This window comes from Fulvivirga lutea, assembly GCF_017068455.1.
Taxonomy (GTDB): domain Bacteria; phylum Bacteroidota; class Bacteroidia; order Cytophagales; family Cyclobacteriaceae; genus Fulvivirga; species Fulvivirga lutea.
This window is the reverse complement of sequence record NZ_CP070608.1, coordinates 900,820-923,152: the sequence shown is the minus strand read 5'-3', so window position 1 is coordinate 923,152 and position 22,333 is coordinate 900,820. Positions and strand designations below refer to the sequence as shown.

General features: G+C 38.5%; 17 protein-coding genes and 2 tRNA genes. 9 read left to right on the top strand and 10 right to left on the bottom strand.

Annotated elements, in window-relative coordinates; translation table 11 throughout:
• Positions 1–3 precede the first annotated feature (3 nt).
• Positions 4–1,344: a DUF58 domain-containing protein gene (locus tag JR347_RS04300; RefSeq protein WP_205722821.1), complete on the top strand. Its 1,341-nt coding sequence runs from the start codon at positions 4–6 to the stop codon at positions 1,342–1,344.
• A gap of 85 nt (positions 1,345–1,429) precedes the next feature.
• On the opposite strand, the gene JR347_RS04295 is transcribed toward JR347_RS04300, so the two are convergent.
• The 5 genes from JR347_RS04295 to mutS form a co-directional block, all read right to left on the bottom strand.
• Positions 1,430–1,514, bottom strand: a tRNA-Leu gene (locus tag JR347_RS04295).
• 209 nt (positions 1,515–1,723) lie between these two features.
• A tRNA-Gly gene (locus tag JR347_RS04290) sits at positions 1,724–1,796 on the bottom strand.
• A gap of 92 nt (positions 1,797–1,888) precedes the next feature.
• A complete protein-coding gene (locus tag JR347_RS04285) occupies positions 1,889–2,491 on the bottom strand; it encodes a hypothetical protein (RefSeq protein ID WP_205722820.1) in 603 nt (200 codons plus the stop codon).
• Positions 2,492–2,562: 71 nt separating this feature from the next.
• A complete protein-coding gene (locus JR347_RS04280) occupies positions 2,563–3,486 on the bottom strand; it encodes an acyl-CoA desaturase (protein ID WP_205722819.1) in 924 nt (307 codons plus the stop codon).
• A 133-nt stretch (positions 3,487–3,619) separates the two neighbouring features.
• Positions 3,620–6,232, bottom strand: a complete 2,613-nt coding sequence (gene mutS, locus JR347_RS04275; RefSeq protein ID WP_205722818.1) for a DNA mismatch repair protein MutS — start codon at positions 6,230–6,232, stop codon at positions 3,620–3,622.
• Between the two features lie 116 nt (positions 6,233–6,348).
• Between mutS and JR347_RS04270 the strand changes: the two genes are divergently transcribed.
• Complete coding sequence (locus JR347_RS04270) at positions 6,349–6,876, top strand: RNA methyltransferase (protein WP_205722817.1); 528 nt, start codon at positions 6,349–6,351, stop codon at positions 6,874–6,876.
• Here the strand turns inward: JR347_RS04270 and JR347_RS04265 are convergent.
• The 3 genes from JR347_RS04265 to JR347_RS04255 are packed head-to-tail and all read right to left on the bottom strand — an operon-like array spanning position 6,873 to position 9,395.
• Positions 6,873–7,613 (bottom strand): LytR/AlgR family response regulator transcription factor, encoded by a 741-nt coding sequence (locus JR347_RS04265; protein WP_205722816.1) that lies wholly within the window; start codon positions 7,611–7,613, stop codon positions 6,873–6,875. The genes JR347_RS04270 and JR347_RS04265 overlap by 4 nt on opposite strands.
• Positions 7,606–8,667 (bottom strand): sensor histidine kinase, encoded by a 1,062-nt coding sequence (locus JR347_RS04260; protein ID WP_205722815.1) that lies wholly within the window; start codon positions 8,665–8,667, stop codon positions 7,606–7,608. The genes JR347_RS04265 and JR347_RS04260 overlap by 8 nt, the downstream gene beginning before the upstream one ends.
• Before the next feature lie 5 nt (positions 8,668–8,672).
• Complete coding sequence (locus JR347_RS04255; RefSeq protein WP_205722814.1) at positions 8,673–9,395, bottom strand: LiaF transmembrane domain-containing protein; 723 nt, start codon at positions 9,393–9,395, stop codon at positions 8,673–8,675.
• Between the two features lie 192 nt (positions 9,396–9,587).
• Between JR347_RS04255 and fumC the strand changes: the two genes are divergently transcribed.
• The 7 genes from fumC (at position 9,588) to JR347_RS04220 (ending at position 19,612) form a co-directional block, all read left to right on the top strand.
• Complete coding sequence (gene fumC, locus JR347_RS04250) at positions 9,588–10,985, top strand: class II fumarate hydratase (RefSeq protein ID WP_205722813.1); 1,398 nt, start codon at positions 9,588–9,590, stop codon at positions 10,983–10,985.
• Positions 10,986–11,052: 67 nt separating this feature from the next.
• A complete protein-coding gene (locus tag JR347_RS04245) occupies positions 11,053–11,691 on the top strand; it encodes an SPOR domain-containing protein (protein WP_205722812.1) in 639 nt (212 codons plus the stop codon).
• A 57-nt stretch (positions 11,692–11,748) separates the two neighbouring features.
• Positions 11,749–13,449 carry a single-stranded-DNA-specific exonuclease RecJ gene (gene recJ, locus JR347_RS04240; protein ID WP_205722811.1) on the top strand — a complete coding sequence of 567 codons (1,701 nt, stop codon included), beginning with the start codon at positions 11,749–11,751 and terminating at the stop codon, positions 13,447–13,449.
• Positions 13,450–13,463: 14 nt separating this feature from the next.
• Positions 13,464–14,195: an LPS export ABC transporter ATP-binding protein gene (gene lptB / locus JR347_RS04235; RefSeq protein WP_205722810.1), complete on the top strand. Its 732-nt coding sequence runs from the start codon at positions 13,464–13,466 to the stop codon at positions 14,193–14,195.
• 98 nt (positions 14,196–14,293) lie between these two features.
• Positions 14,294–15,787, top strand: a complete 1,494-nt coding sequence (locus tag JR347_RS04230) for a GH3 auxin-responsive promoter family protein (RefSeq protein WP_205722809.1) — start codon at positions 14,294–14,296, stop codon at positions 15,785–15,787.
• 1 nt (position 15,788) lies between these two features.
• Positions 15,789–16,409, top strand: coding sequence for a hypothetical protein (locus tag JR347_RS04225; protein WP_205722808.1), 621 nt, complete (start codon positions 15,789–15,791; stop codon positions 16,407–16,409).
• 29 nt (positions 16,410–16,438) lie between these two features.
• Positions 16,439–19,612, top strand: a complete 3,174-nt coding sequence (locus JR347_RS04220) for a WD40 domain-containing protein (protein ID WP_205722807.1) — start codon at positions 16,439–16,441, stop codon at positions 19,610–19,612.
• A gap of 53 nt (positions 19,613–19,665) precedes the next feature.
• On the opposite strand, the gene JR347_RS04215 is transcribed toward JR347_RS04220, so the two are convergent.
• Positions 19,666–20,805: a DUF2911 domain-containing protein gene (locus JR347_RS04215; protein ID WP_205722806.1), complete on the bottom strand. Its 1,140-nt coding sequence runs from the start codon at positions 20,803–20,805 to the stop codon at positions 19,666–19,668.
• A 167-nt stretch (positions 20,806–20,972) separates the two neighbouring features.
• Positions 20,973–22,205: a gliding motility lipoprotein GldJ gene (gene gldJ, locus JR347_RS04210; RefSeq protein WP_205722805.1), complete on the bottom strand. Its 1,233-nt coding sequence runs from the start codon at positions 22,203–22,205 to the stop codon at positions 20,973–20,975.
• Positions 22,206–22,333: the final 128 nt, after the last annotated feature.

The window sequence follows — 22,333 nt, the reverse complement described above, 5'->3', positions numbered from 1 at the left end:
AGAATGCGCCTTTTCCGAATCATACAATCATTATACCTAACATTTAATTTCTACGCGAGTGTAGGTCTGCTGGTGTTGGTTTTTGTTTTAGGCAGTATGAACCCTTTCATACTCGGAATAGCCAATGGTCTACTATTTTTATTCATTCTAGCCATATTGTTCGAAGTGGTTCAACTCTTTAGAATAGATGGGGCAGTTAAGATCAAAAGAATATCCCCTGAGAGACTTTCCAATGGAGATGAAAATGTTATTCTAGTACAAATAGAAAGTCAGTTGCCTTATGACTGTAAGTTTACACTAATTGACGAGCTCCCAGTTCAATTTCAGAGTAGGGATAAAACCTTTAAAGGTGATATTGCCGCTGGAAAGAAGCAAGAGGTAAGCTATACAATCCGTCCTTTTGAACGTGGAGAGTATCATTTCGGCAACATCAATCTCTACCTATCAACATTTGCACACCTTATCCAACGAAGATATCAATCCGAAGCCGGTGAAATGACCAAGGTTTACCCTTCTATTAATCAAGTTAAAAAATATTCATTCCTGGCAGTATCTGATCGCTTGTATGACTCTGGTATTAAGAAGATAAGAAAGATAGGTCACAACTATGAGTTTGATCAAATACGGGAATTTATTGTTGGTGATGATATTAGAGCAATAAACTGGAAAGCCACTGCCAGAACTTCTCAATTAATGGTTAACCAATACCAAGACGAAAAATCGCAAGAGGTCTATGTCATCATTAACAAAGGCAGGGTAATGCAAATGCCCTTTGAAAAGCTTTCATTACTGGATTATTCTATCAACTCTGGGTTGGTGATGTTAAATACTGCCTATGTTAAAGATGATTATCCAGGACTCATTTGCTTTAATAAAGAAGTAGACTTGATGGTATCTGCTTCTAAAAAGAAATCACAAATAACCCATTTACTTGAGGCATTGTATAACCAGGAAACTGATTTTTCGGAAGCCAACTATTCCAAGCTTGCTTTTTGGGTGAGGAAAACAATTAAAAAGCGAGCCCTCCTTTTCCTATACACGAATTTCGAAGGTCTTTCTAGTTTACAACGCGAGATTGATCATTTGAAGGCAATCTCAAAATATCAGCGATTGATCGTAGTCATATTTAAAAATGTAGAACTCGATGCACTTATAGAACAGAAATCTGACGCCTTAGAGGATATTTATACGAAAACTATTGCCATAAAATTTAAAACAGAAAAGGAGTTAATAGTCAAAGAGTTGAACAAACATGGTATAGATGCCATTTTAACCACTCCTGAAAACTTGACGGTTGATTCTATTAACAAGTATTTAGAGATTAAGGCGAGGGGGGTGTTTTAGGTTATCTCTTTATAATCTGGTGATTTTTTAAATTCCAATAAAAAAACAAAACCCCTGAAAACCAGAAGGTTAACAGGGGTTTTTGTACCCGGGGCGGGACTTGAACCCGCACGACCGCAATGGTCACAGGATTTTAAGTCCTGCGTGTCTACCAATTCCACCACCCGGGCATTAACTAGAAAAATCTAGTTTAGTTTTTTTGATCCCAGTGTTACCAATTCTCGTGACGATTCCATTGGAATGTCACGACCATGACCGCTTTGCGCGTCATTGGCACCACCTGGGCTTGTCTGCCATCTTAGGCAGGCATCAACTACTAGATAGTTAAATTTTCTCAAAAAAAGATGCCGCCTCGGTATTGCCAAGACGGCATATCCAGAGCGGGAGACGGGGTTCGAACCCGCGACCTCAACCTTGGCAAGGTTGCGCTCTACCAGCTGAGCTACTCTCGCTTTTTGATAAAATGAAGGTCGTTTCCTTCAAGTGGTTGCAAATTTAAACAAGGCATATTAAAATGCAATGTCTTTATTAGAAAAAAATCTTTTTACTCCTCCGCCATTGCGGTAATATCTTCGGGAGATGGGTAAAGCTCCTTGATCTTGGCTTTATACTCCTTCGGAAATTTTGATCTAAACAAGATAAATTTCTTTGTTTTTATCAAGTGATTACCACAACCTTTATCAGTAGCCAAAGCATCTGCCCGTAACTCCGATCTCTTTAAAAAAGGCTTAGAAGTAAGATATTTAAAAGCGAATTTAATCAGGTTACCAGCACTTCGGTCTTTATAGTCCATCACGTGGCCGAGTTCGTGTGCAAACCAACCCACCAAAATGGAGTGTGGCAATTGATCTATGGTCATGGTAGTGTCATTCATCACCAAATTTTTACTCATAGATATTTTGTAGTGCCTTTTTTCTCTGCCTTTGAAGAATGTCTTTATTTTAGGCTGAGCCTGCATCACTCTGTTTTTGAGTTTATTTCTGTATTTAAACTCAATAGCGTATTCATCTAATTCAGGAAAGAAACTCAACGCCTCGGTTACCGCATCTTTTACCTCTAAAGGAATTGTTTTATTAGATAGGTTTTGGCTTTGGACAGAGAAATAGCCCGCAAAGAGTAACAAAAATGTTAGTACAGATTTAGCCAACTTAATTAAATTGTTTATTTGTTAATTGGAAAAGATACGAAATTGTAACCGAAAACACTATTATTCAAAGATTAAGCAGCATTTTGTTTCATCTCTTGCGCAAGTTCTTTGGCGTGTTCTTTATTCTTAGAATACTTGATATGTTTAGGCACTCCACGAAGATCCCAAATCAGGCCAAACCAACTTAATACCTTAAGCCCATAGTAGGTAAGGTCTATTTCCCACCAAAAGAACCCCTGGCGTGCCGCTACTTCATAATAGTGATGGTTATTATGCCACCCTTCGCCTAACGTAAGCAATGCCAACCAAAGGCTGTTTTTAGATTCATCCCCTGATTCGTAACGCTGCTTACCAAATTTATGCATGATTGAGTTAATGGTAAACGTACCATGATACGTAAGTACAGTGCTCAGAAAGAATCCTATAAACAAAGTAGACAAGCCATGGTGTGTGAAAAACAATAGTATACTACCACCATTAACATACGCACCTAATGCGGTAACTGCAATGGCTAAAATAGTGGGCGGAACTAAATAATGCTTATTTAACCATACCAACTCTGGGTATTTGGCAAAATCACCTATGGTTTTGAAATCGGTTTCTTTATAATCAGGCCCAATGATCCAGCCTACATGTGAATACCAAAAACCATACAACTTCATCGAATGTGGATCTTTGGGAGTATCGCTATGGCGATGATGATGACGGTGATGTGCTGCCCACCAAAGTGCTCCTTTTTGGGCGGATGTCATGGCAAAAAATGCTATCCAAAACTGAAAAAATCGTGATGTTTTATACGATTTGTGCGCAAAATAACGATGATAACCACCTGTTATCCAGAACATTCTGAAAACATAAAGGGCAGCGCACACAATCCAGTCGAACAGAGTGGCCCCTGTCCAAATCGCTGCTAATGGAATTAAATGAACAATCGCGAAAGCTATTTCCTGCTTTAAGATTGGTCTGTTTCTTTTTTCTAATACTACTTCGGCCATGCCGTAATTCAATTATATTATAAAGTGCAAAGTTACAAATTATTAAACGATTGGAATTCTGACTTATGTCATATCCCTGTATAATAATTGTCTATTAGCAAATAGGGTTGATGAAACAACAAGAAAGAGGGGATTAGTTCTTCTTTTTTAGAATTTTTTGAATTTCATTCAATTTAAGTAATGCTTCAACAGGAGAAATGGTATTAATATCAAGTGCTTCCATCATTGTCGATACTTCTTTGAACCTGGGATCAGCCTCGAATAGATTCATCTGGTAATTTGCTTTAGGCACTGCCTCCAATTTCTTTTTAGTATCATTTTTACTCTTGTCCTTTTCCAGGAAATGCATTATCTCGTTAGCTCGAATCACTACATTATTGGGCATGCCTGCTAACTGAGCCACATGAATGCCAAAACTGTGCTCACTACCACCTTCCTTGAGCTTTCGCATAAAGATGATCTTGTCGCCCACCTCCTTAACAGAAACATTGAAGTTTTTAATTCGTACAAAATCATCGGCCAACTGGTTTAGCTCATGATAGTGTGTCGCAAATAATGTTTTAGCTCTGAAATCCTGATGGTTATGTAAAAACTCAACAATCGCCCAAGCAATAGAGACACCATCATAGGTGCTGGTTCCGCGGCCAATTTCATCCATAAGGACCAAACTTCTGTCACTTAGGTTATTAAGTATACTGGCCGTTTCGATCATCTCCACCATAAAAGTAGACTCCCCTCTGGATAGATTATCGGACGCTCCTACTCTTGTAAAGACTTTATCAATGATTCCTATTGTTGCACTTTCTGCTGGGACGAAAGACCCCATTTGTGCCATCAACACAATTAAGGCGGTTTGCCTCAATAATGCAGATTTACCCGCCATATTAGGGCCTGTAATTATCATGATTTGTTGAGAATCATTATCCAGATACACCGAATTGGGCACATACGATTCGCCTAAAGGCAATTGCTGCTCAATTACCGGGTGGCGTCCTTCTTTAATATCTATGGAGGTACCATCATTTACGTCAGGCTTCTTATAGTTATTCGCCTTTGCGATACAAGCAAAAGATACCAGACAGTCTAATTTGGCCAAAATACGTGCATTATTCTGTATGGGAGTAACATACTCGGCAGCTGCCCTCACCAAATCCTGATAAATACGCTGTTCGATCACAATCAGCTTGTCCTCAGCATTCAGGATTTTTTCTTCATACACTTTTAATTCTTCGGTAATGTATCGCTCGGCATTGACAAGTGTCTGCTTGCGAATCCACTCTTGTGGCACTTTATCTTTATGGGCATTACTCACCTCCAGATAATATCCGAAAACTTTGTTGTATGCGATCTTTAAAGATGATATCCCTGTCCTCTCAATTTCTCGTTTTTGAATCTGAACCAGATAATCTTTACCTGAGTAAGCAATCTTTCTCAATTCATCCAATTCCTCATTTATGCCTTCCTTAATGATGTTTCCCTGATTAGAAACAATGGGAACATCTTCTTTCAATTCATGTTCAATCTTTTGAAGAAGCACCTCACACAAATTAATCTGATCGGCCAATTGCTTAATTTCTGGCAACTTATGATCGATCAATTGATCATAAATTGGTCGCGTATTATTAAGCGCCTTTTTCAGTTGATTTAGTTCTCGAGGATTGATGCGTCCAACAGCCACTTTAGAAATCAATCGTTCCAAATCTCCAATCTGCTTCAGGCTTGCTCTTATTGACTCAAGAATTTCTTCATCCGCCAAAAAAGCCTCAACAATTTTGTGTCGCTCCGAAATGGCTGATGTGTCTTTCAATGGCAATACCATCCATTTTTTAAGCATTCTTGAACCCATCGGAGTTTCAGTGCCGTCTAAAATAGTAATGAGCGGTACTCCACCATCATTCTGAGGGTAAATCAGCTCTAAATTTCTTATGGTGAACTTATCAAGCCAAACGTACTTATCTTCATCAATTCTTGAAATGGCCGAAATATGATCTGTTTCACGGTGCTCCGTTTCTTCGAGATATTGTAAAACCGCCCCAGCTGATATAATTGCTTCGCCTAGCTCCTCAATTCCAAAACCCTTTAATGAAGAGGTCTTAAAATGACCGGTTAACTTTTCATAGGTAAAATCATAGCTGAATATCCATTCATCTAATGAGAACAGATTGTACTCGTCACCTATCAGACCTTCAACTTTTTGATAGTCGGGCTTACTGTAAATTATCTCAGAAGGATTGAAACCTTGAATTAATTTAGAAATATAATCTTCATTACCGCGAGCAGCCATAAACTCGCCCGTTGAAAGATCCAAAAATGAAACCCCGATATAATTTTTTCCAAAATAAATAGAAGCCAAAAAGTTGTTAGACCTCTTATCAAGTACGTTATCGTTAAATGAAAGTCCTGGAGTAACGAGTTCGGTAACCCCTCGTTTCACAATTCCCTTTACCGATTTAGGGTCTTCCAACTGATCGCAAATCGCTACCCGATTGCCTGCTCTTACGAGTTTGGGTAAGTACGTATCCATGGCATGGTGCGGAAAACCAGCCAGCTCAATATGTGAGGCAGAACCATTAGCTCTTTTGGTAAGTACTATGTCTAAAACTTTGGCTGCCTTCACAGCATCTTCACCAAACGTTTCATAAAAGTCTCCCACTCTAAAAAGTAATAAAGCACCCGGATACTTTGCCTTAATGGCATTGTATTGCTTCATCAAAGGAGTTTCTTTGGCGTCTTTAGTTTTCGACATGTAGTGGTTTTATAATTTACAAAGATTCATTTTTTTGAAGGGTTACGCAAAGGCAAATGAAGGATGCTTTTGAATATTGAATGAAGAATGTTGAACTTTGAATTTGAACTTACCGAATGAGAAAAATACCCAACGAAGAACTGGACAGAAAAAGTGTTGATGAATTTAAGGCCGCCAACAAAATTCCGGTTGTAATTCTGCTCGATAACATAAGAAGCCTCAATAATGTAGGCTCCGCGTTTCGCACTTCTGATGCATTCTTAGTAGAGAAAATTTATCTAGGGGGCATTACAGGAATACCCCCTCATCGTGAAATTCAAAAAACGGCCTTGGGTGCAACAGAATCAGTGGAGTGGGAGCATGTGGCAGATGTGAAAGAGGCCGTTGGTCAACTAAAAAAAGATGGCTATACTATTATTAGCATTGAGCAGGTGGAGAACAGCATCTCCTTAGAGGAGTTCGAACCTAAAAAAGACGAAAAATATTGTTTAATATTTGGAAATGAGGTTTTTGGCGTGGATCAGGATGTGGTGAATCTTTCTGACTTAACCATAGAAATTCCGCAATACGGCACCAAGCATTCGCTAAATATCTCCGTTAGTTTAGGAATTGTGATATGGGAGTTTTTTAGGAAATTGAGTTAAAAGCCCAGCTTCTCCTTAAGCAACTGATAACCTGATCTACTCACTGAAACTTTTTCGCCACTCTTTAAGATAGCCACATAAGAATCCTTAGAATAAGGCTCAATTTTATCCAACCGATCAATATGAATGATGGCTGAACGATGCACCCTTACAAACTCATCGGGCAAACTATTTTCTAAAGCCTTCATGGTCATTTGTTTGAGGTATTTCTTTCCAGCGGAGTGAACTTCTACGTAATCATCTTGCGCCTCAATGTAATCGATATCATCCACAGAAATAATGGTGAGTTTAGACCCTGAGCGGATCACAATTCGATCAATTTTCTCCTTAGAAAGACTTGATTCTTGTAGCTTATCTAATGACTTTTTGTTCTCTTCAGGCTTATGAATTTTATCCAAGGCCTTATTCACGGCTTCTTTAAATCGATCTCTGGAATAAGGTTTTAAAAGATAGTCAGCAGCACTTAATTCAAAAGCTTTGATGGCATACTGATCATAGGCCGTACTAAACACAATGACAGGAGCTGGATCCAGCAGCTCCAACATTTCAAATCCTGTAAGTTTTGGCATCTGCACATCAAGGAATAATAACTCGGGTTGATGTTCTGCTATTGCCTTGATTCCTTCAAAACCATTCGCACATTCTGCAGCTACTTCTATCTGATCAAAATCTTCCAGAAATTTTCTGATCACATCTCTGGCTAGTTGTTCATCGTCAATAATAATTGCCTTAATCATCGTTGTTTTTTGTGGTTTGAGGTATCTGTAACTCTATGGAAAAATTGTCTCGCTCGCGCTTAATTGTCACCAAATCGGACTTGCCATAAATTAGTTCTAACCTGTTTCTAACATTCTTCAATCCAATGCCTTTCCCTTTTTGAGGGGTGGACTCCGAATCGTAATTATTAGAAATCAAGATAGTTAAATTATCTTCTGTGCAATGCGTTCGGGTAAAGATTTTCACTGACTCTAGTTGCTCATATATTCCATATTTAATGGCATTTTCATATAGTGGTTGTAAGATTAAATTAGGCACTAGTCGATCATAACAGCCTTCATTTATATCCTCTTCTAACACCAGTCGATCTCCAAAGCGTATTCTTTCAATTTCTAAATAGCGATTCATTTGAGCCAACTCATCTTTTAACGAATGCAGCTCCGCTTCTTTTTGACCTAACGATCCTCTTAAGAATTCTGACAGTTTTACCACCATTTCATGTGCTTTCTCCGGATTGGTTAAGGTTAATGAACTTATGGAGTTCAGACTGTTGAAAATAAAGTGCGGGTTGAGTTGAAATTTCAATGTTTCTAACTCTGCATTCTTTAACAAATGCTGCAATTCAACTTCTTCCTTTTCTTTCTGCTTTAGATTAGCCGTGTATTGCAATAGGTAATAAACCAGTACAATCATCCCCAAAAAGAAGGTTCCTAAAAATATCCTCCACGGAATTGACATTGAAAGAAAAGAACTGATCTCCGGGTTATCTACACCAAAGCTCGCCAGAAATGAATTACACAAATAGGTAAGAAAACTAACTCCAATAACTACAGCCAACCCTTGATTAAGCACTGTTGCTGTAATGCCCTGACTGTCTGGAGTAATGTATTGAACAACATACCAGTAAAGCAAACCGAACCCCAAAAACGAAATGTTATAAACTAGGCTATCAGTCGCTGAATAAATGAAATCAAAGCCAAACTGATAGAATAAAATATTAGCATGAGCGGCAATAATTGCTGCCCATGCTAATAAGTAAAATAATAGGGCTTTACCGGTTAGTGGATGTTGCATTGCTATTATTTGGTGTATTTAATATCGCCTCCACCAAACATCACAAATCCTTTTACCACTAATACTTTTCCTGGGTGTGGCACAACTTTGACCGAGCTGTCCCTTTTATCACTAAAGCCCCCCAATAAAGAAAATACTTCCATTTTCACTGTCCAGTCTTGTGGTACTATAATAGACGTGCCACCAAACATGGCAAATACATCTATCACATTTTCACCTTCAGCCAGCCCTGCATTTCGTAAGTCGATGGAAGAACCACCCAGTACTGCTGAAATTTTTCCCCCTTTAAAGTTTTGCGAATCTACTGATATCTCGCGACCACCGAGCACAGCAAAATCATCAACATAGTCTACATTATTTTTTTTTTCACCGTCCAAACCTTGAGCTTCAGAATCTTTGTTTCTGCTTCTTCTAAGAATAAGAGACCCACCTATGATGATGAAAATTGAAGGCCATAATATGTGCCATATGTCTCTGATTCTGAAGTAATAGAAATCTTGAAGCAAGAAGACGCTACCTATCACAATCATAATGATACCAGGCTCAGGCTTTTTTCTACCAATAATAAAGTATGTACCTAAAGCAATAAGAAAGGTCTTCCATGATAATAAATAATCAGGAATGTAATAAGGTATGATGTTTAGATTGTCAAGAAGTAAAACTCCTCCGATAAATACGAATACCAGGCCTAGCCAGAATCTTCGATCTTGTATGTGTTCTTGTCCCATTATTTTGAGTTTTTGTTTTTAATGATGATACAATGATAGCGGGAAAATAGGGGTTGAAGTTTATGCCAATCGGTGAATGCCGACCAGGTATCGGTGAATGCCGAATTTAATTGAGTAAGAATTCTCAACCACGACATAATTTATTTTCTAAATTTGTTTACGCAATTGTTAAATCATAAAATTCACATAACAATGGACTTTAGAATAGAGAAAGACACCATGGGCGAGGTAAAAGTACCTGCCGACAAATATTGGGGAGCACAAACAGAACGTTCCCGTAACAATTTTAAAATTGGACCAGCGGGCAGCATGCCAATGGAGGTGATTTATGGTTTTGCATATTTAAAGAAAGCCGCGGCTCACACTAACTGTGAGTTGGGTGTATTGAGTGAAGAAAAAAGAGACTTAATCTCAAAAGCATGTGATGAAATCTTAGAAGGAAAGTTGGATGACCAATTTCCATTGGTTGTTTGGCAAACAGGCTCAGGTACTCAGTCAAACATGAACGTGAACGAGGTAGTATCTAATAGAGCTCATGTGATAGCCGGAAATAAGTTAGGTGAAGGAAAAAGCGATGTTCACCCGAATGACGATGTGAATAAATCTCAATCTTCAAATGATACCTATCCTACCGGAATGCATATTGCTGGGTATAAATTAATTGTAGAAACAACCATCCCTGGAGTTGAGAAGCTTAGAGATACCTTAAAGAAAAAGTCTGAAGAGTTCATGAACGTGGTAAAAATCGGAAGAACCCACTTGATGGACGCTACGCCACTGACTCTCGGTCAGGAGTTTTCGGGTTATGTATCACAATTAGATCATGGTTTGAAAGCGTTAAAAAATACTTTACCTCACTTAGCTGAGTTGGCATTAGGTGGAACAGCAGTAGGTACAGGAATTAATACACCAAAAGGGTATGCAGAATTAGTAGCAAAAAAGATTGCCGAATTCACCAAACTCCCTTTTGTATCCGCAGAAAATAAATTCGAAGCATTGGCCGCACATGATGCCATTGTGGAGACACATGGCGCCTTAAAGCAATTGGCAGTTTCCTTAAATAAAATTGCTAATGATATCAGAATGTTGGCATCAGGTCCAAGATCAGGAATTGGTGAAATTATTATTCCTGCAAATGAACCTGGCTCATCTATTATGCCGGGTAAAGTGAATCCAACACAGTGCGAAGCGATGACCATGGTATGTGCGCAAGTAATTGGTAACGATGTGGCTATTTCTGTTGGTGGTGCACAGGGACATTACGAATTAAATGTTTTTAAACCTGTAATGGCCAATAACCTACTTCAGTCAGCAAGATTAATAGGTGATGCTTGTGTATCATTTAACGATAACTGTGCTATTGGAATTGAGCCTGATCAAAAGAGTATTACTCAACATTTGAACAACAGTTTAATGCTGGTTACTGCACTTAACACCCACATTGGGTATGAAAAAGCGGCCAAGATTGCCAAAACTGCTCACGAAAATGGGACTACCCTAAAAGAGGAGGCCATTAACCTAGGCTTTTTAACAGCCGAAGAGTTTGATCAATGGGTTCGACCTGAAGACATGGTGGGCAGTCTGAAATAATCGAATTTTTCCTATATTTGATTTAATTGACTATATTTTCAAAGATTTTTACAAACTAGACTACATAATGAAAAAAGTTACACTAGTACTTAGCTTGATCTTGGTTGGCGCCATCGCCTTTAATGCTAATGCACAATTGGATAAGGCGGAAGCTAAAGAATGGAAAAATAAAGCCAAAGAGTACAAAAAGAACCCTGAAGCTTTAAAACAACTTGTTGATGATAAAGATGCGTTGCAAGGTCAGGTAAACAGCTTAAAGTCTGATAACAATAGCCTTCAATCGAAGCTAAGTGATAAAGACGCTAAGATTAGCGAATTGCAAGATGACATGGCAAAGTTGCGAAGCGATTTAGCGGCAGCAAAAGCAGCTGCTAGAGAAAAGCCAGCAGCTCAGCCAAAAATGGAATCTGGCGGCAAAATGGTAGATGGCATTGTATTCAAAGTTCAGATTGGAGCATTCAGAAATAAAGACCTTTCTAAGTACTTCGAAAATCACGAAAACTTCGGTGGTGAGAACGAGGATGGAATGCAGAAAATCACTTTAGGACAGTTTAGAGACTATTGGGAGGCCGATACCTTTAAGAAATACCTTAGAGAGATGGGCGTAAAAGATGCGTGGATTGTACCTTACCAAGATGGTGTTAGAAAAGAAATAAAAGATGTATTAGAAGGCGTTGTTACTGAGAAGCCAGCGGATTCAGAATAATATATCATTAAACATATAAGTTAAAAGCAGTACTTTCGTACTGCTTTTTTTATTGCCATGAATAAACGATGGAACCATAAACCAATCCCTAATCAAGAAGTAGTTGAGGCGCTATGTAAGTCCATCAATGTAAGCGTGCCGTTAGGTACTATCATCGCCCAACGTGGCATTACCACTTTCGATGAAGCCAAGGACTTCTTCCGCCCATCTTTGGATCATTTACACGATCCATTTTTAATGAAAGGAATGGATAAGGCAGTTGCCAGAATTATTACGGCTTTCGAAAACGATGAAAAGATTTTAGTCTATGGCGATTATGACGTGGATGGCACCACTTCAGTAGCTTTATGTTTTGGGTACATTAACTCATTTCATCATCATTCGGAGTTTTATATTCCCGACAGGTACAAAGAGGGGTATGGCATTTCCAAACAAGGAATTGAATATGCGCATGAAAATGGGTTTTCACTAATCATAGCACTTGATTGTGGAATCAAATCAGTGGAGCTCATTGATTATGCAAATGATCTGGGAATAGATTTTATTATTTGCGATCATCACCTGCCCGGGGAAACAGTGCCTAATGCGGTAGCTGTGCTCGACCCAAAGCAAGAAGATTGTCCATATCCTTATAAAGAACTCTCCGGATGCGGTATTGGCTTTAAGCTCATACAGGCAATTTCAGATCAACTTGATTCTATTCTTGTTGATCCGTTCGAATTTCTTGATTTAGTGGTTATTAGCATTGCATCGGATATCGTACCCATTACCGGTGAGAATCGCATTCTTGCCTATTACGGACTTCTCCAGTTAGAAAAGGCACAACGGCCGGGGCTAAATGCCATGGTACACCTTGCGGGCATTCAGAAAAAACTAACAATTACAGGAATAGTATTTGGAATTGCACCACGAATAAATGCCGCAGGCCGAATTAGTCATGCCAAAGGTGCCGTGGATATGCTATTAGCAGAAACGGAAGATGAGGCCTACCACTATGCGGAGAAACTCAATATAAAAAATGATAAGAGAAGGGAAGTAGATAGCTCCATCACTCAGGAAGCCCTTGCCATGATTGAAGAAAATAATGGAACTGTTACAAAGTCCACTGTGCTTTTTAAAGAAGACTGGCATAAAGGAGTGGTGGGGATTGTGGCAAGCCGATGTATTGAAAAACACTATAAGCCTACCATAATACTTACTAAATCGGATGATAAGGCTACCGGTTCTGCTCGTTCTGTTTATGGATTTGATGTGTATAACGCCATTGATAGTTGCAGAGATTTATTAGATCATTTTGGCGGTCATAAATATGCTGCCGGACTTACTTTACCCATAGATAATGTACCATTGTTTCAGCAAAAATTTGAAGAAGTAGTATCCAGCACAATCCCTGATGATTTACTAATTCCTCAAATTGAAATTGATGCTGAACTTAATTTTGACTCAATCACGCCCAACTTCTACAAGGTGTTGAACCAAATGGAGCCTTTTGGCCCTGAAAACCTTGCTCCGATATTTTATACAGATCAAGTGAAACTGGCAAGTTCTTTGCGTATACTGAAAGACAAACATTTAAAGCTCTTCCTGAAGCAGGAAAATAACGAACAAAGTTTTGAATGTATTGGGTTTGGCCTGAGTGATTTGAAAGAACAATTGGAAGCAACACCATTTTTTAGAATAGCCTATTCCATAGAAATGAATGAATTCCGAGGCATGAAGACCCTTCAGCTTAATATTAAGGATATACAGTTTGATTAATTAGTTTTGCAACCATGATTTTAAGAGCAGATAATCTTGTCAAAAAATATAAAAAGAGAACAGTAGTTAATCATGTGTCCGTAGAGGTTGAGCAGGGAGAGATCGTTGGTCTACTGGGTCCAAATGGTGCAGGTAAAACTACCACCTTCTATATGATTGTTGGTTTGATTAAGCCAAACGAAGGTCAGATATACCTTGATCAAGAAAATATCACAGAGCTGCCTATGTATCGTAGAGCAAAGTTAGGCATAGGTTATCTCGCTCAGGAAGCCTCTGTTTTTAGAAAGCTTAGCGTTGAAGAAAATATAATGGCTGTTCTGGAGATGAGAAACATTCCGAAAAAAGAGCAGAAAGAAAAAGTGGAAGCACTCCTTGAAGAATTCTCATTGACACATGTTCGCAAGAATTTAGGCATGGTATTGTCAGGTGGTGAGCGAAGAAGAACTGAAATTGCCAGAGCACTAGCTGTGGATCCGCACTTCGTATTATTAGATGAACCCTTCGCAGGTGTAGACCCTATTGCTGTTGAAGAAATTCAGACCATTGTTGCCAAGCTTAAGGATAAGAATATAGGCATATTAATAACTGACCACAATGTGAACGAAACATTGTCCATCACAGATAGAGCGTACCTCATGTTTGAAGGTAAATTGCTGAAAGCAGGTTCTGCAGAAGAACTTGCAGCTGACGAACAGGTAAGAAGAGTTTACCTGGGTCAACATTTCGAATTAAAGCGAAAAATCTAAGCAGTATCAAAGCCCTTTCTAGGGCTTTTTTCATAATTTCACAGTTCTGGTTTAAACAATTTCACTTGGACATACTCAATTCCATCATCTCCTGGGTCATGAAAAAAAGAATTCATGACATCGAACTTTTCATCAAGTACCCACATGATGTTCAGGCCGAGCTATTCAGAAAATTAATTGATCAGGCCAAGAATACAGATTTTGGAAAAAAGTATGATTTCAAGTCAATCTCAAATTATAAACAGTATCAGGAAAGAGTACCCCTGCATTCTTATGAACAGCTTTTCCCTTATATAGAGAGGCTCATGCGTGGCGAGCAAAACGTGCTGTGGCCTTCTGAGGTTAAATGGTTTGCCAAATCAAGTGGTACTACTAACGCTCGAAGTAAGTTTATTCCCGTTTCACCTGAAGCATTGGAAGATTGCCACTATAAAGGAGGTAAAGACTTAATTTCTATATACATCAACAATTACCCTGATTCAAGAATGTTTACGGGTAAAGGTTTAGCCATTGGTGGTAGCCATCAAATCAATGAATTCGATCAAAATGCAGAATCTTATTATGGTGATGTTTCTGCAGTAATCATGAAAAATCTTCCTCTTTGGGCTCAGTTGATTAGAACTCCAAGTTTAGAGGTAGCACTCATGGATAAGTGGGAAGAAAAGATTGAAAAAATGGCCAAGGTTACAGCCGAGGAAAATGTGACGACCTTGTCTGGTGTGCCTACTTGGACAATACTACTTCTTCAACGAATTATGGAGATTAAAGGAGTAGATAATATATTGGAAGTATGGCCAAACCTTGAAGCATTTTTTCATGGAGCCGTGGCTTTTACTCCTTATAGAGAGCTATTCAAAAAATTAATTCCTTCGGATAAAATGCATTATTGGGAAACCTATAATGCCTCTGAAGGCTTCTTTGGAATTCAAGATCAAATTGGTTCAGAGGAATTGTTGCTCATGCTGGATTATGGAATATTCTATGAGTTCATTCCTTTTGATGAAATTCATAAGGAGCACCCAAAAGTACTTTCATTAAGCGAAGTGGAAATAGGTAAAAATTATGCCATGATTATTTCTACCAATGCCGGCCTTTGGCGATATAATATTGGCGATACCGTTAAATTCACTTCGGTTGAACCGTATAGAATTAAAATTTCCGGCAGAACAAAACACTTCATCAATGCTTTTGGCGAGGAATTAATCATCGAAAATGCAGAATCTGCCATTACCTGGGCTTGTGAACAAACGAATGCCATTATTGATAATTTTACGGCAGCACCTATCTATTTCGATGAAGGAAAAAGAGGTGGCCATGAATGGATCATTGAGTTTAGAAAAAAGCCGGAAAGTCAGGAGAAATTCAATGAGCTGTTAGATAAAAAGCTTCGTGAAGTCAATTCAGATTATGATGCCAAGCGCTATCAAGATATGGCCTTATTACCACCAAAAGTACACAGCGTGGCTGAAGGCACGTTTTACAAGTGGATGGAGAAAAGAGGTAAACTAGGTGGCCAAAATAAAGTGCCCCGACTTTCTAATAATCGAGAGCATCTGGATGATATTCTTGAAATGCTTGCCGCACAAGCATAACATGAGGCTTTTTAAAGCGGTCTTACTACTTTATATTTTACTGTGTATTCAGATATCTCATGCACAGAACTCTAGTTACCAGGTTGGTTATTTAATTACTGCAGAACGCGACACCATTTCAGGTTGGGTCAAAGACAGAGATAATGGTGCTTTTCAAAGCCTCTATAAGCGAATTCGGTTCATTGCCAATGGAAACAAAAGACCGAAAAGATATGGCCCAAATGATATTGTTGGTTATGGGTATGGCAACACTCATTTTCTGTCGGTACCTCTGCGAGAAGAAACGATTTTTTTTGTAACAAGGTATCTAATAGATGAGAGTCAAGATAAGATTTTCCTAAAATTGGTTAGAAGGAATAAGCATATAACCTACTTCAAAAAGGAGTTTGTCTGGGACGATAATGATATTATAGATGAATATCCCTTATTTTACCGGCATGGCAAAAAAGAATTGGTGCGTGTTACCCAAGGCGTTCTTGGATTAAAATTTAAGCGCTTGGCTGAATACTTTAATGATTGTCCAGAACTAGTAGAATTAATTCTGAACCAAAAAATAACCACAGTGGATGGTGTTTATAACTATTTTTCTACAACTTGTAGCGAAAGTATTCCACTGAATTGAAAGTATATTTAACGTTTCTTACTGGTCAAATGAAAATTACTTCATTTCTAATATTCTTTCTTACCAGCACAATTACATTTTCTCAAAAATTAGAAACTGTTATTCAGCGCGGTCATATTTCGGTGATAAAAACTGTAGCCACAACCCCTGATGGCAGATATCTACTTACGGGTAGCAGAGACAAAACCATTATTCTTTGGGAACTGAAAACGGGACGAAAGCTCAGAACATTTTTTGGACACACCAATACCATTAATGATTTAGCCGTATCTAAGGATGGCTCTTTTTTCATAAGTAGTGGTGCAGACGGTAGGGCAATACAATGGAGTATCATCGATGGGAAAATTCTAAATACATTTTCCATTAGCGAGGAGTATCTCACATCGGTTGCACTATCTTATGATGATAAATATTTAGTGACTGCTGGATTTGAGTCAAAGGCCTATTTGTGGAATCTAAACTCAGGAGATACAATCAAATCATTTCAAGTAAATCCTGACAAAGGTGTTGGCTATGGTGTAGAAGCAACGGTTTCTAGTGACAATCAAATCTACTTTGGCAACGATAACAGAACAGTTACCTCCTATAATTTTAAAGGTGATAAACTGTTTGAATATAAACCTGAGACTGGTTGGTGTGGCGGTTGCGCCACCTTCCTGGATATCAATAATGATGCGCTGGTATCACTCTCAAATAATAGCAGTCTAATTATCCATAATCCGAAAACAGGTGATATAATATCTGAATTTAAAACAGATATTGATGATAGCCGTGGAGTGAAAATCTCTAAAAACTCGACCTATCTATTGCAACTTACAGATGATTCACTGTTTGTGTTTGATGTTAAGAGTAAGCAGAAGTTATACTCCTTGTATACCGATGACAAGGTGAATGAAGCAATATTTTCTGTAGATGAGTCAGAAATCGTTACCGTTGATGACGAACAAAAAATTACCATTTACGAATCAAGAACCGGCAAACTTCTTAGAACTCTAGGTGGCATTAATGTTAAAGAGGGTCAGGGGTTGGATTACAATCCTAATTCACGTTGGGATTACTACATCAAAAAATACACTGATCTCAAAAACGATTTTGATATTTCACCAGATAATAAATATCTGGCCAAAGCCAAAGTAGGAAGCGCAGTAAGAATTTGGGAGATTCAATCAGGGCAAATTATCAGCGAGCTAAGGGGCCATGAGAAAGCAGTACTAAGTGTTAAATACAGTAACAACGGCAAGTACATAGCTACAGGGGGAGCAGATGGACAAGTAAAAATATGGACAGCAGAAACCGGAGACTTATTAGCAACACTCAAAGGCCATCGAGAGGTGGTTTTCGACTTGTCATTCTCGAACGATGATGCCAAATTAATAAGTGGCAGTTGGGATGGAACAGCCATAGTCTGGAACCTTGCCGATTACACACCAGAAGAAGTCTATCGTTTCAATGAAGGCTCTCCTTTTGAATTGAGTTTTTACAGGGATGATATCTATGCCTTGATGGCCAGACTGGATAAAACACTCAGTTTATATGAGTTAGACAGCAAAAGCACAGTAACTAACTTCATTGGCCATACCGATATTATTCATTCCATTGATCACCATGAAAATACATTAGTATCCGTTTCCTGGGATGGTACCATAAAGGCCTGGGATATATTAACTGGCCTACAAATCTGGCGTAAGAAGGATTTATTGCCTCAGTATGCACTGGCTATTGAACCAATTAATGGAACAATTGCTGCCTCAGGTGAAAACCGTGATATAGAATTGCTCAAATTAAGTGATGGTTCTTCAATTAATACGTTAAGAGGTCATCAGGCGCCAGTAACTGATATAAAATTTACCAATACCGGAAAATGGCTTGTCAGTAGCTCAGAAGATGGCATGATCAAAATTTGGGATTTGGAAAATAACGAAGAGTTGGTGAGTTATGTCACTTTTGATAATAACGAATGGGTAGCCATCAACAAGGCTGGATATTTTAGCGGTTCACTCAATGCATTCAATAAAATCGCTTTTGTGAAGGGGATGGAGTCCTACAGTGTAGATCAGTTCTTTAACAAATACTATCAACCAGACTTGCTCAATAAAACATTCAGCAAATCAACAAGTAAGCTTGACATTAATGAGCAAATCAGAAAGTCTCCGCCACCTACTGTAGAGTTCATCGCTCCACACCCCAATGAAGTAGTAAAAACAGATAAGATTGATGTTATTATCAAAGTGGAAGATCAGGGAGGCGGTGCTGAAAAGATAGTTGTAATGCACAATAAAAAGATAATCCACGAAGCTGAATTAGAATTAAAAAATGGAAGAAGCGCAGTTACTGTTCAGGTTCCACTTATTACGGGTGCTAATACATTGGAAGCTGTTGCCATTAATTCTGTAGGTATAGAATCGCACAGGCAGTCTACTACAGTAGAAAAAGAAGGTAAGAAAAGTTCTTCTCTGTATGTATTTGCCATTGGCATCAATCACTACGAAAATGAAGACTTAAACCTAAACTATGCACGTGCTGATGCGGAGGGCTTTATTGACGTTATTAAAACAAATACTAAAAACTTATTCGAGAAGGTGGAGGTAATTCCCCTTTTCGATAAGGAGGCTACAAAGGCCAATATCTTTGAGCAACTGAAGCTTTTGGAGAAACGAATTACCCCACAGGATGTATTGTTTTTCTACTATGCCGGACATGGAAGCATGGTAGATGGTAATTTTTACATTGTGCCAACCGATAATGTAAAACTATATAGTGAAGACAAACTCAAGCAAAACGGAATAAGTGCAACAGAACTTCAGAATGAATTACAAAATATCTCAGCGCTTAAACAATTGCTGATTATTGATGCCTGCCAATCAGGTGGTAGTGTAGAGTTGCTGGCTCAGCGCGGTGCTCCTGAAGAAAAGGCTCTGGCCCAACTTTCCAGAAGTACGGGAATTCACGTGCTAGCTGCGGCAGGAAGCGAACAATTTGCTACTGAATTTAAGGAATTGGGGCATGGCATCTTTACATACGTTTTACTTGAAGCACTTTCAGGTAAAGCAGATGGATCACCTAACGATGGAAAGGTGACCATTTATGAATTAAAATCTTATTTAGACGATCAGGTACCTGAGTTCTCCAAAAAGCACAAAGGCAAAATGCAGTTTCCACATACTTTTTCTAAAGGGCAGGATTTCCCCATAATTATAAAATAAAAAAAAGGAAGCTAATGAATAACTTCCTTTTCTTAATATAGTTCGATTTTTTGTTAATTAAAATCCTTCCCTTCTTTTAATGTTTTAAGATATCCCTCTAATACCTGCTTACTATTTTCAGGGGCTTTAGCGATTGCTTTAGTCTCATATTCAGCCGCTTTTTTGTAATCACCCATAGCAGAATAAGCCCGCGCTAACCCATGAGGAGCTAACCAATGGTCAGACCATTTTTTACTTGCCTTTGTAAAAACTTCCAACGCCTTTTTATCTCTATCTTGCGCGATTAACTGCCGCCCATATCCATAATAATTGTTGATTGAAACGCCTGGCATTGAAAGGGCCTCGTCCATCACCTTTTCAGCTTCATCCAAATTGTTCATCGCCACTAAAACACCTGCTTTGGTGGAAAGTGTGTTAAAATTTTTATCACTGAAAAATTGACCTTCAACCGCAGCATTAGCATAGTTAAGCGCATCATCTAAGTGAATTTTGTTCTGTGCTAGGTAGTTCGCTGCGGCCACCCAGGATTGTACGTTAAACCCTTCATCTCCCTTTAACTTTTCCTGAAAGTTTTGATAAACTAGTTCGGGTGTATTAACACTAATTTTTATCGGAAACCTTTTCTTCTCCCAATCTAAGGCTAAAACAGCCTCATCGGTTGTAGCTTCTATAAAATTGTAGGTTAACAAATCTGTTTGCGCTACCTCAACGGTAGTTATGTCAACTCTTAAGGCATCATTCTCTTTATTGTAGAAATAACTACCCCAAGATTCTGTGTCACGGGAAAATATCACAGTCGCTTTATTATCTTCATAAACCGCAATATGTAGCCCATAACTACCCGCACTTAAATCCTGACCTTCCACCTTTACGTCTGTGGAAAATGTAATTACTGTATTTTGATTTGCTCCTGCACGCCAGGGAGCTTCTGTCGCAGTTCCAAAACCTAGGTTAGTAAAACCATAAGGAACCGTTGGGCTACCCCATAAATTGCCGGTTCTATCCTGCCCTTGCGGGCTAACCACATTGGGTCTTGAGTAATTCACTTCAATGTTAGTAATACCAACTTGTTGTGAAACACTAGCTGCCCCACTTACTTGAGGCGTAAATACGATTCCCTGTGCCTTTAACATGAAAGCTGAGAGCATCAGAAAACTCGTAATTGTAACATGTTTTAATAATCCTTTTTTCATAATTAGGTTGTTTGAGTTAAAAATGGTCTGATTGGGTTCTTTATTTATTACGGCTTGCTTTCTAATAAGATTAAATTATGTTATGAACGGCACATCCACTACTATAAAATGCACAAAAAAACCCCGGTAGGAATACCGAGGCTCTTCAATTTCTTAATTTCTAAGAACTAGTAATTCGATCCTGCTCTAATCATAGCACATCTGAATCCAATAGTTGCAGTAGAAGAATCTTGGTCTAAGTATCTTCTAGTACCTGGAGACATCCAATAAGCAACGTCTTTCCAAGAACCTCCTTTGTATACTCTTGACTCATCAGTAATTAATGAAGTAAAACCTTCTGGATTGTTTTCAATATCTGAATCATAACCAGATGTTTCATCCATATACCCATCTCTTCTTATTGGGTTAAGATCTTCGAAATCCTGGAATGACATTGGACGGTACACATCTAACACCCACTCACTTACGTTACCAGCCATGTTGTATAGACCGAAATCGTTAGGAGGGAATTCATAAATATATGATGTTATTAAAGCTCCATCATTTAATTTACCAGCGATACCGGCATAGTCACCTCTACCTCTCTTGAAGTTGGCCAGGAAGTAACCCATTTCTTTTCCATACGGATTTCTAAGAGCATGGCCATCCCATGGATATAATCTTTGGTGAGTCTGATTTTCATCTAACCACTGAGTACCGATAAGAGCCGTAGCAGCATATTCCCACTCAGCTTCAGATGGCAATCTATAGTTTGGAAGTACGATACCTGACTCCAATGGAATTCTACCACCAGAAGTTTCAGGAAGTTCTTCTCCAGAATCTTCATATAATTTTTGATTTACTGCAGCTGTTCTCCAATCTCCGTAGTTATTTGCCTGTACCCAGCTAACACCTACAACCGGGAAATATCTAAACCCTGGGTATCTTAAATAATGATCCACGTAAGGGTCATTATACGCTAAACGTGCTTCCCAAACAGTAGTATCTGGTAAAGCAGCAATATAAACTTCTCTTGAAGAATCTGATACATTTAGATAATGAAGGTATTCTAACCAGTGAATGTTGGCAATTTCCGTTTCATCCATATAGAAAGAGGCCACTGAAACAGTTCGCTCAATGTTATCCCTTCTATTTAGAATATCTTCCTCAAAAGAACCAACGATGGCACGGCCACCTTCAATAAAAACTAAATTCGGTCCTTCTGGCTGACCTGCATAAGGTTTTACCTCGAATCCGTTATTATCTTCATCATTATAAGCCAATCCTGTAGCGGTACTTAACGCACCTGGGTGTGAACTCGTAGGTCTTCCACCGCCTCCACCAAGGAAACATGAGGTTAACATCATTGATCCACCGACAACTAACAAAGCACTTTTGAAAAAGCCTGCAGTTCTTTTCATACCTGTTTATTTATTCAAAAAATTAAATGCAAATACTAATATAGTGATATATATTAGGTATTCGCAAGAATATTCGCGAGCAAAATAACATTTCTATTTGATAAAATAAGCACAAAAATGAATTTTTA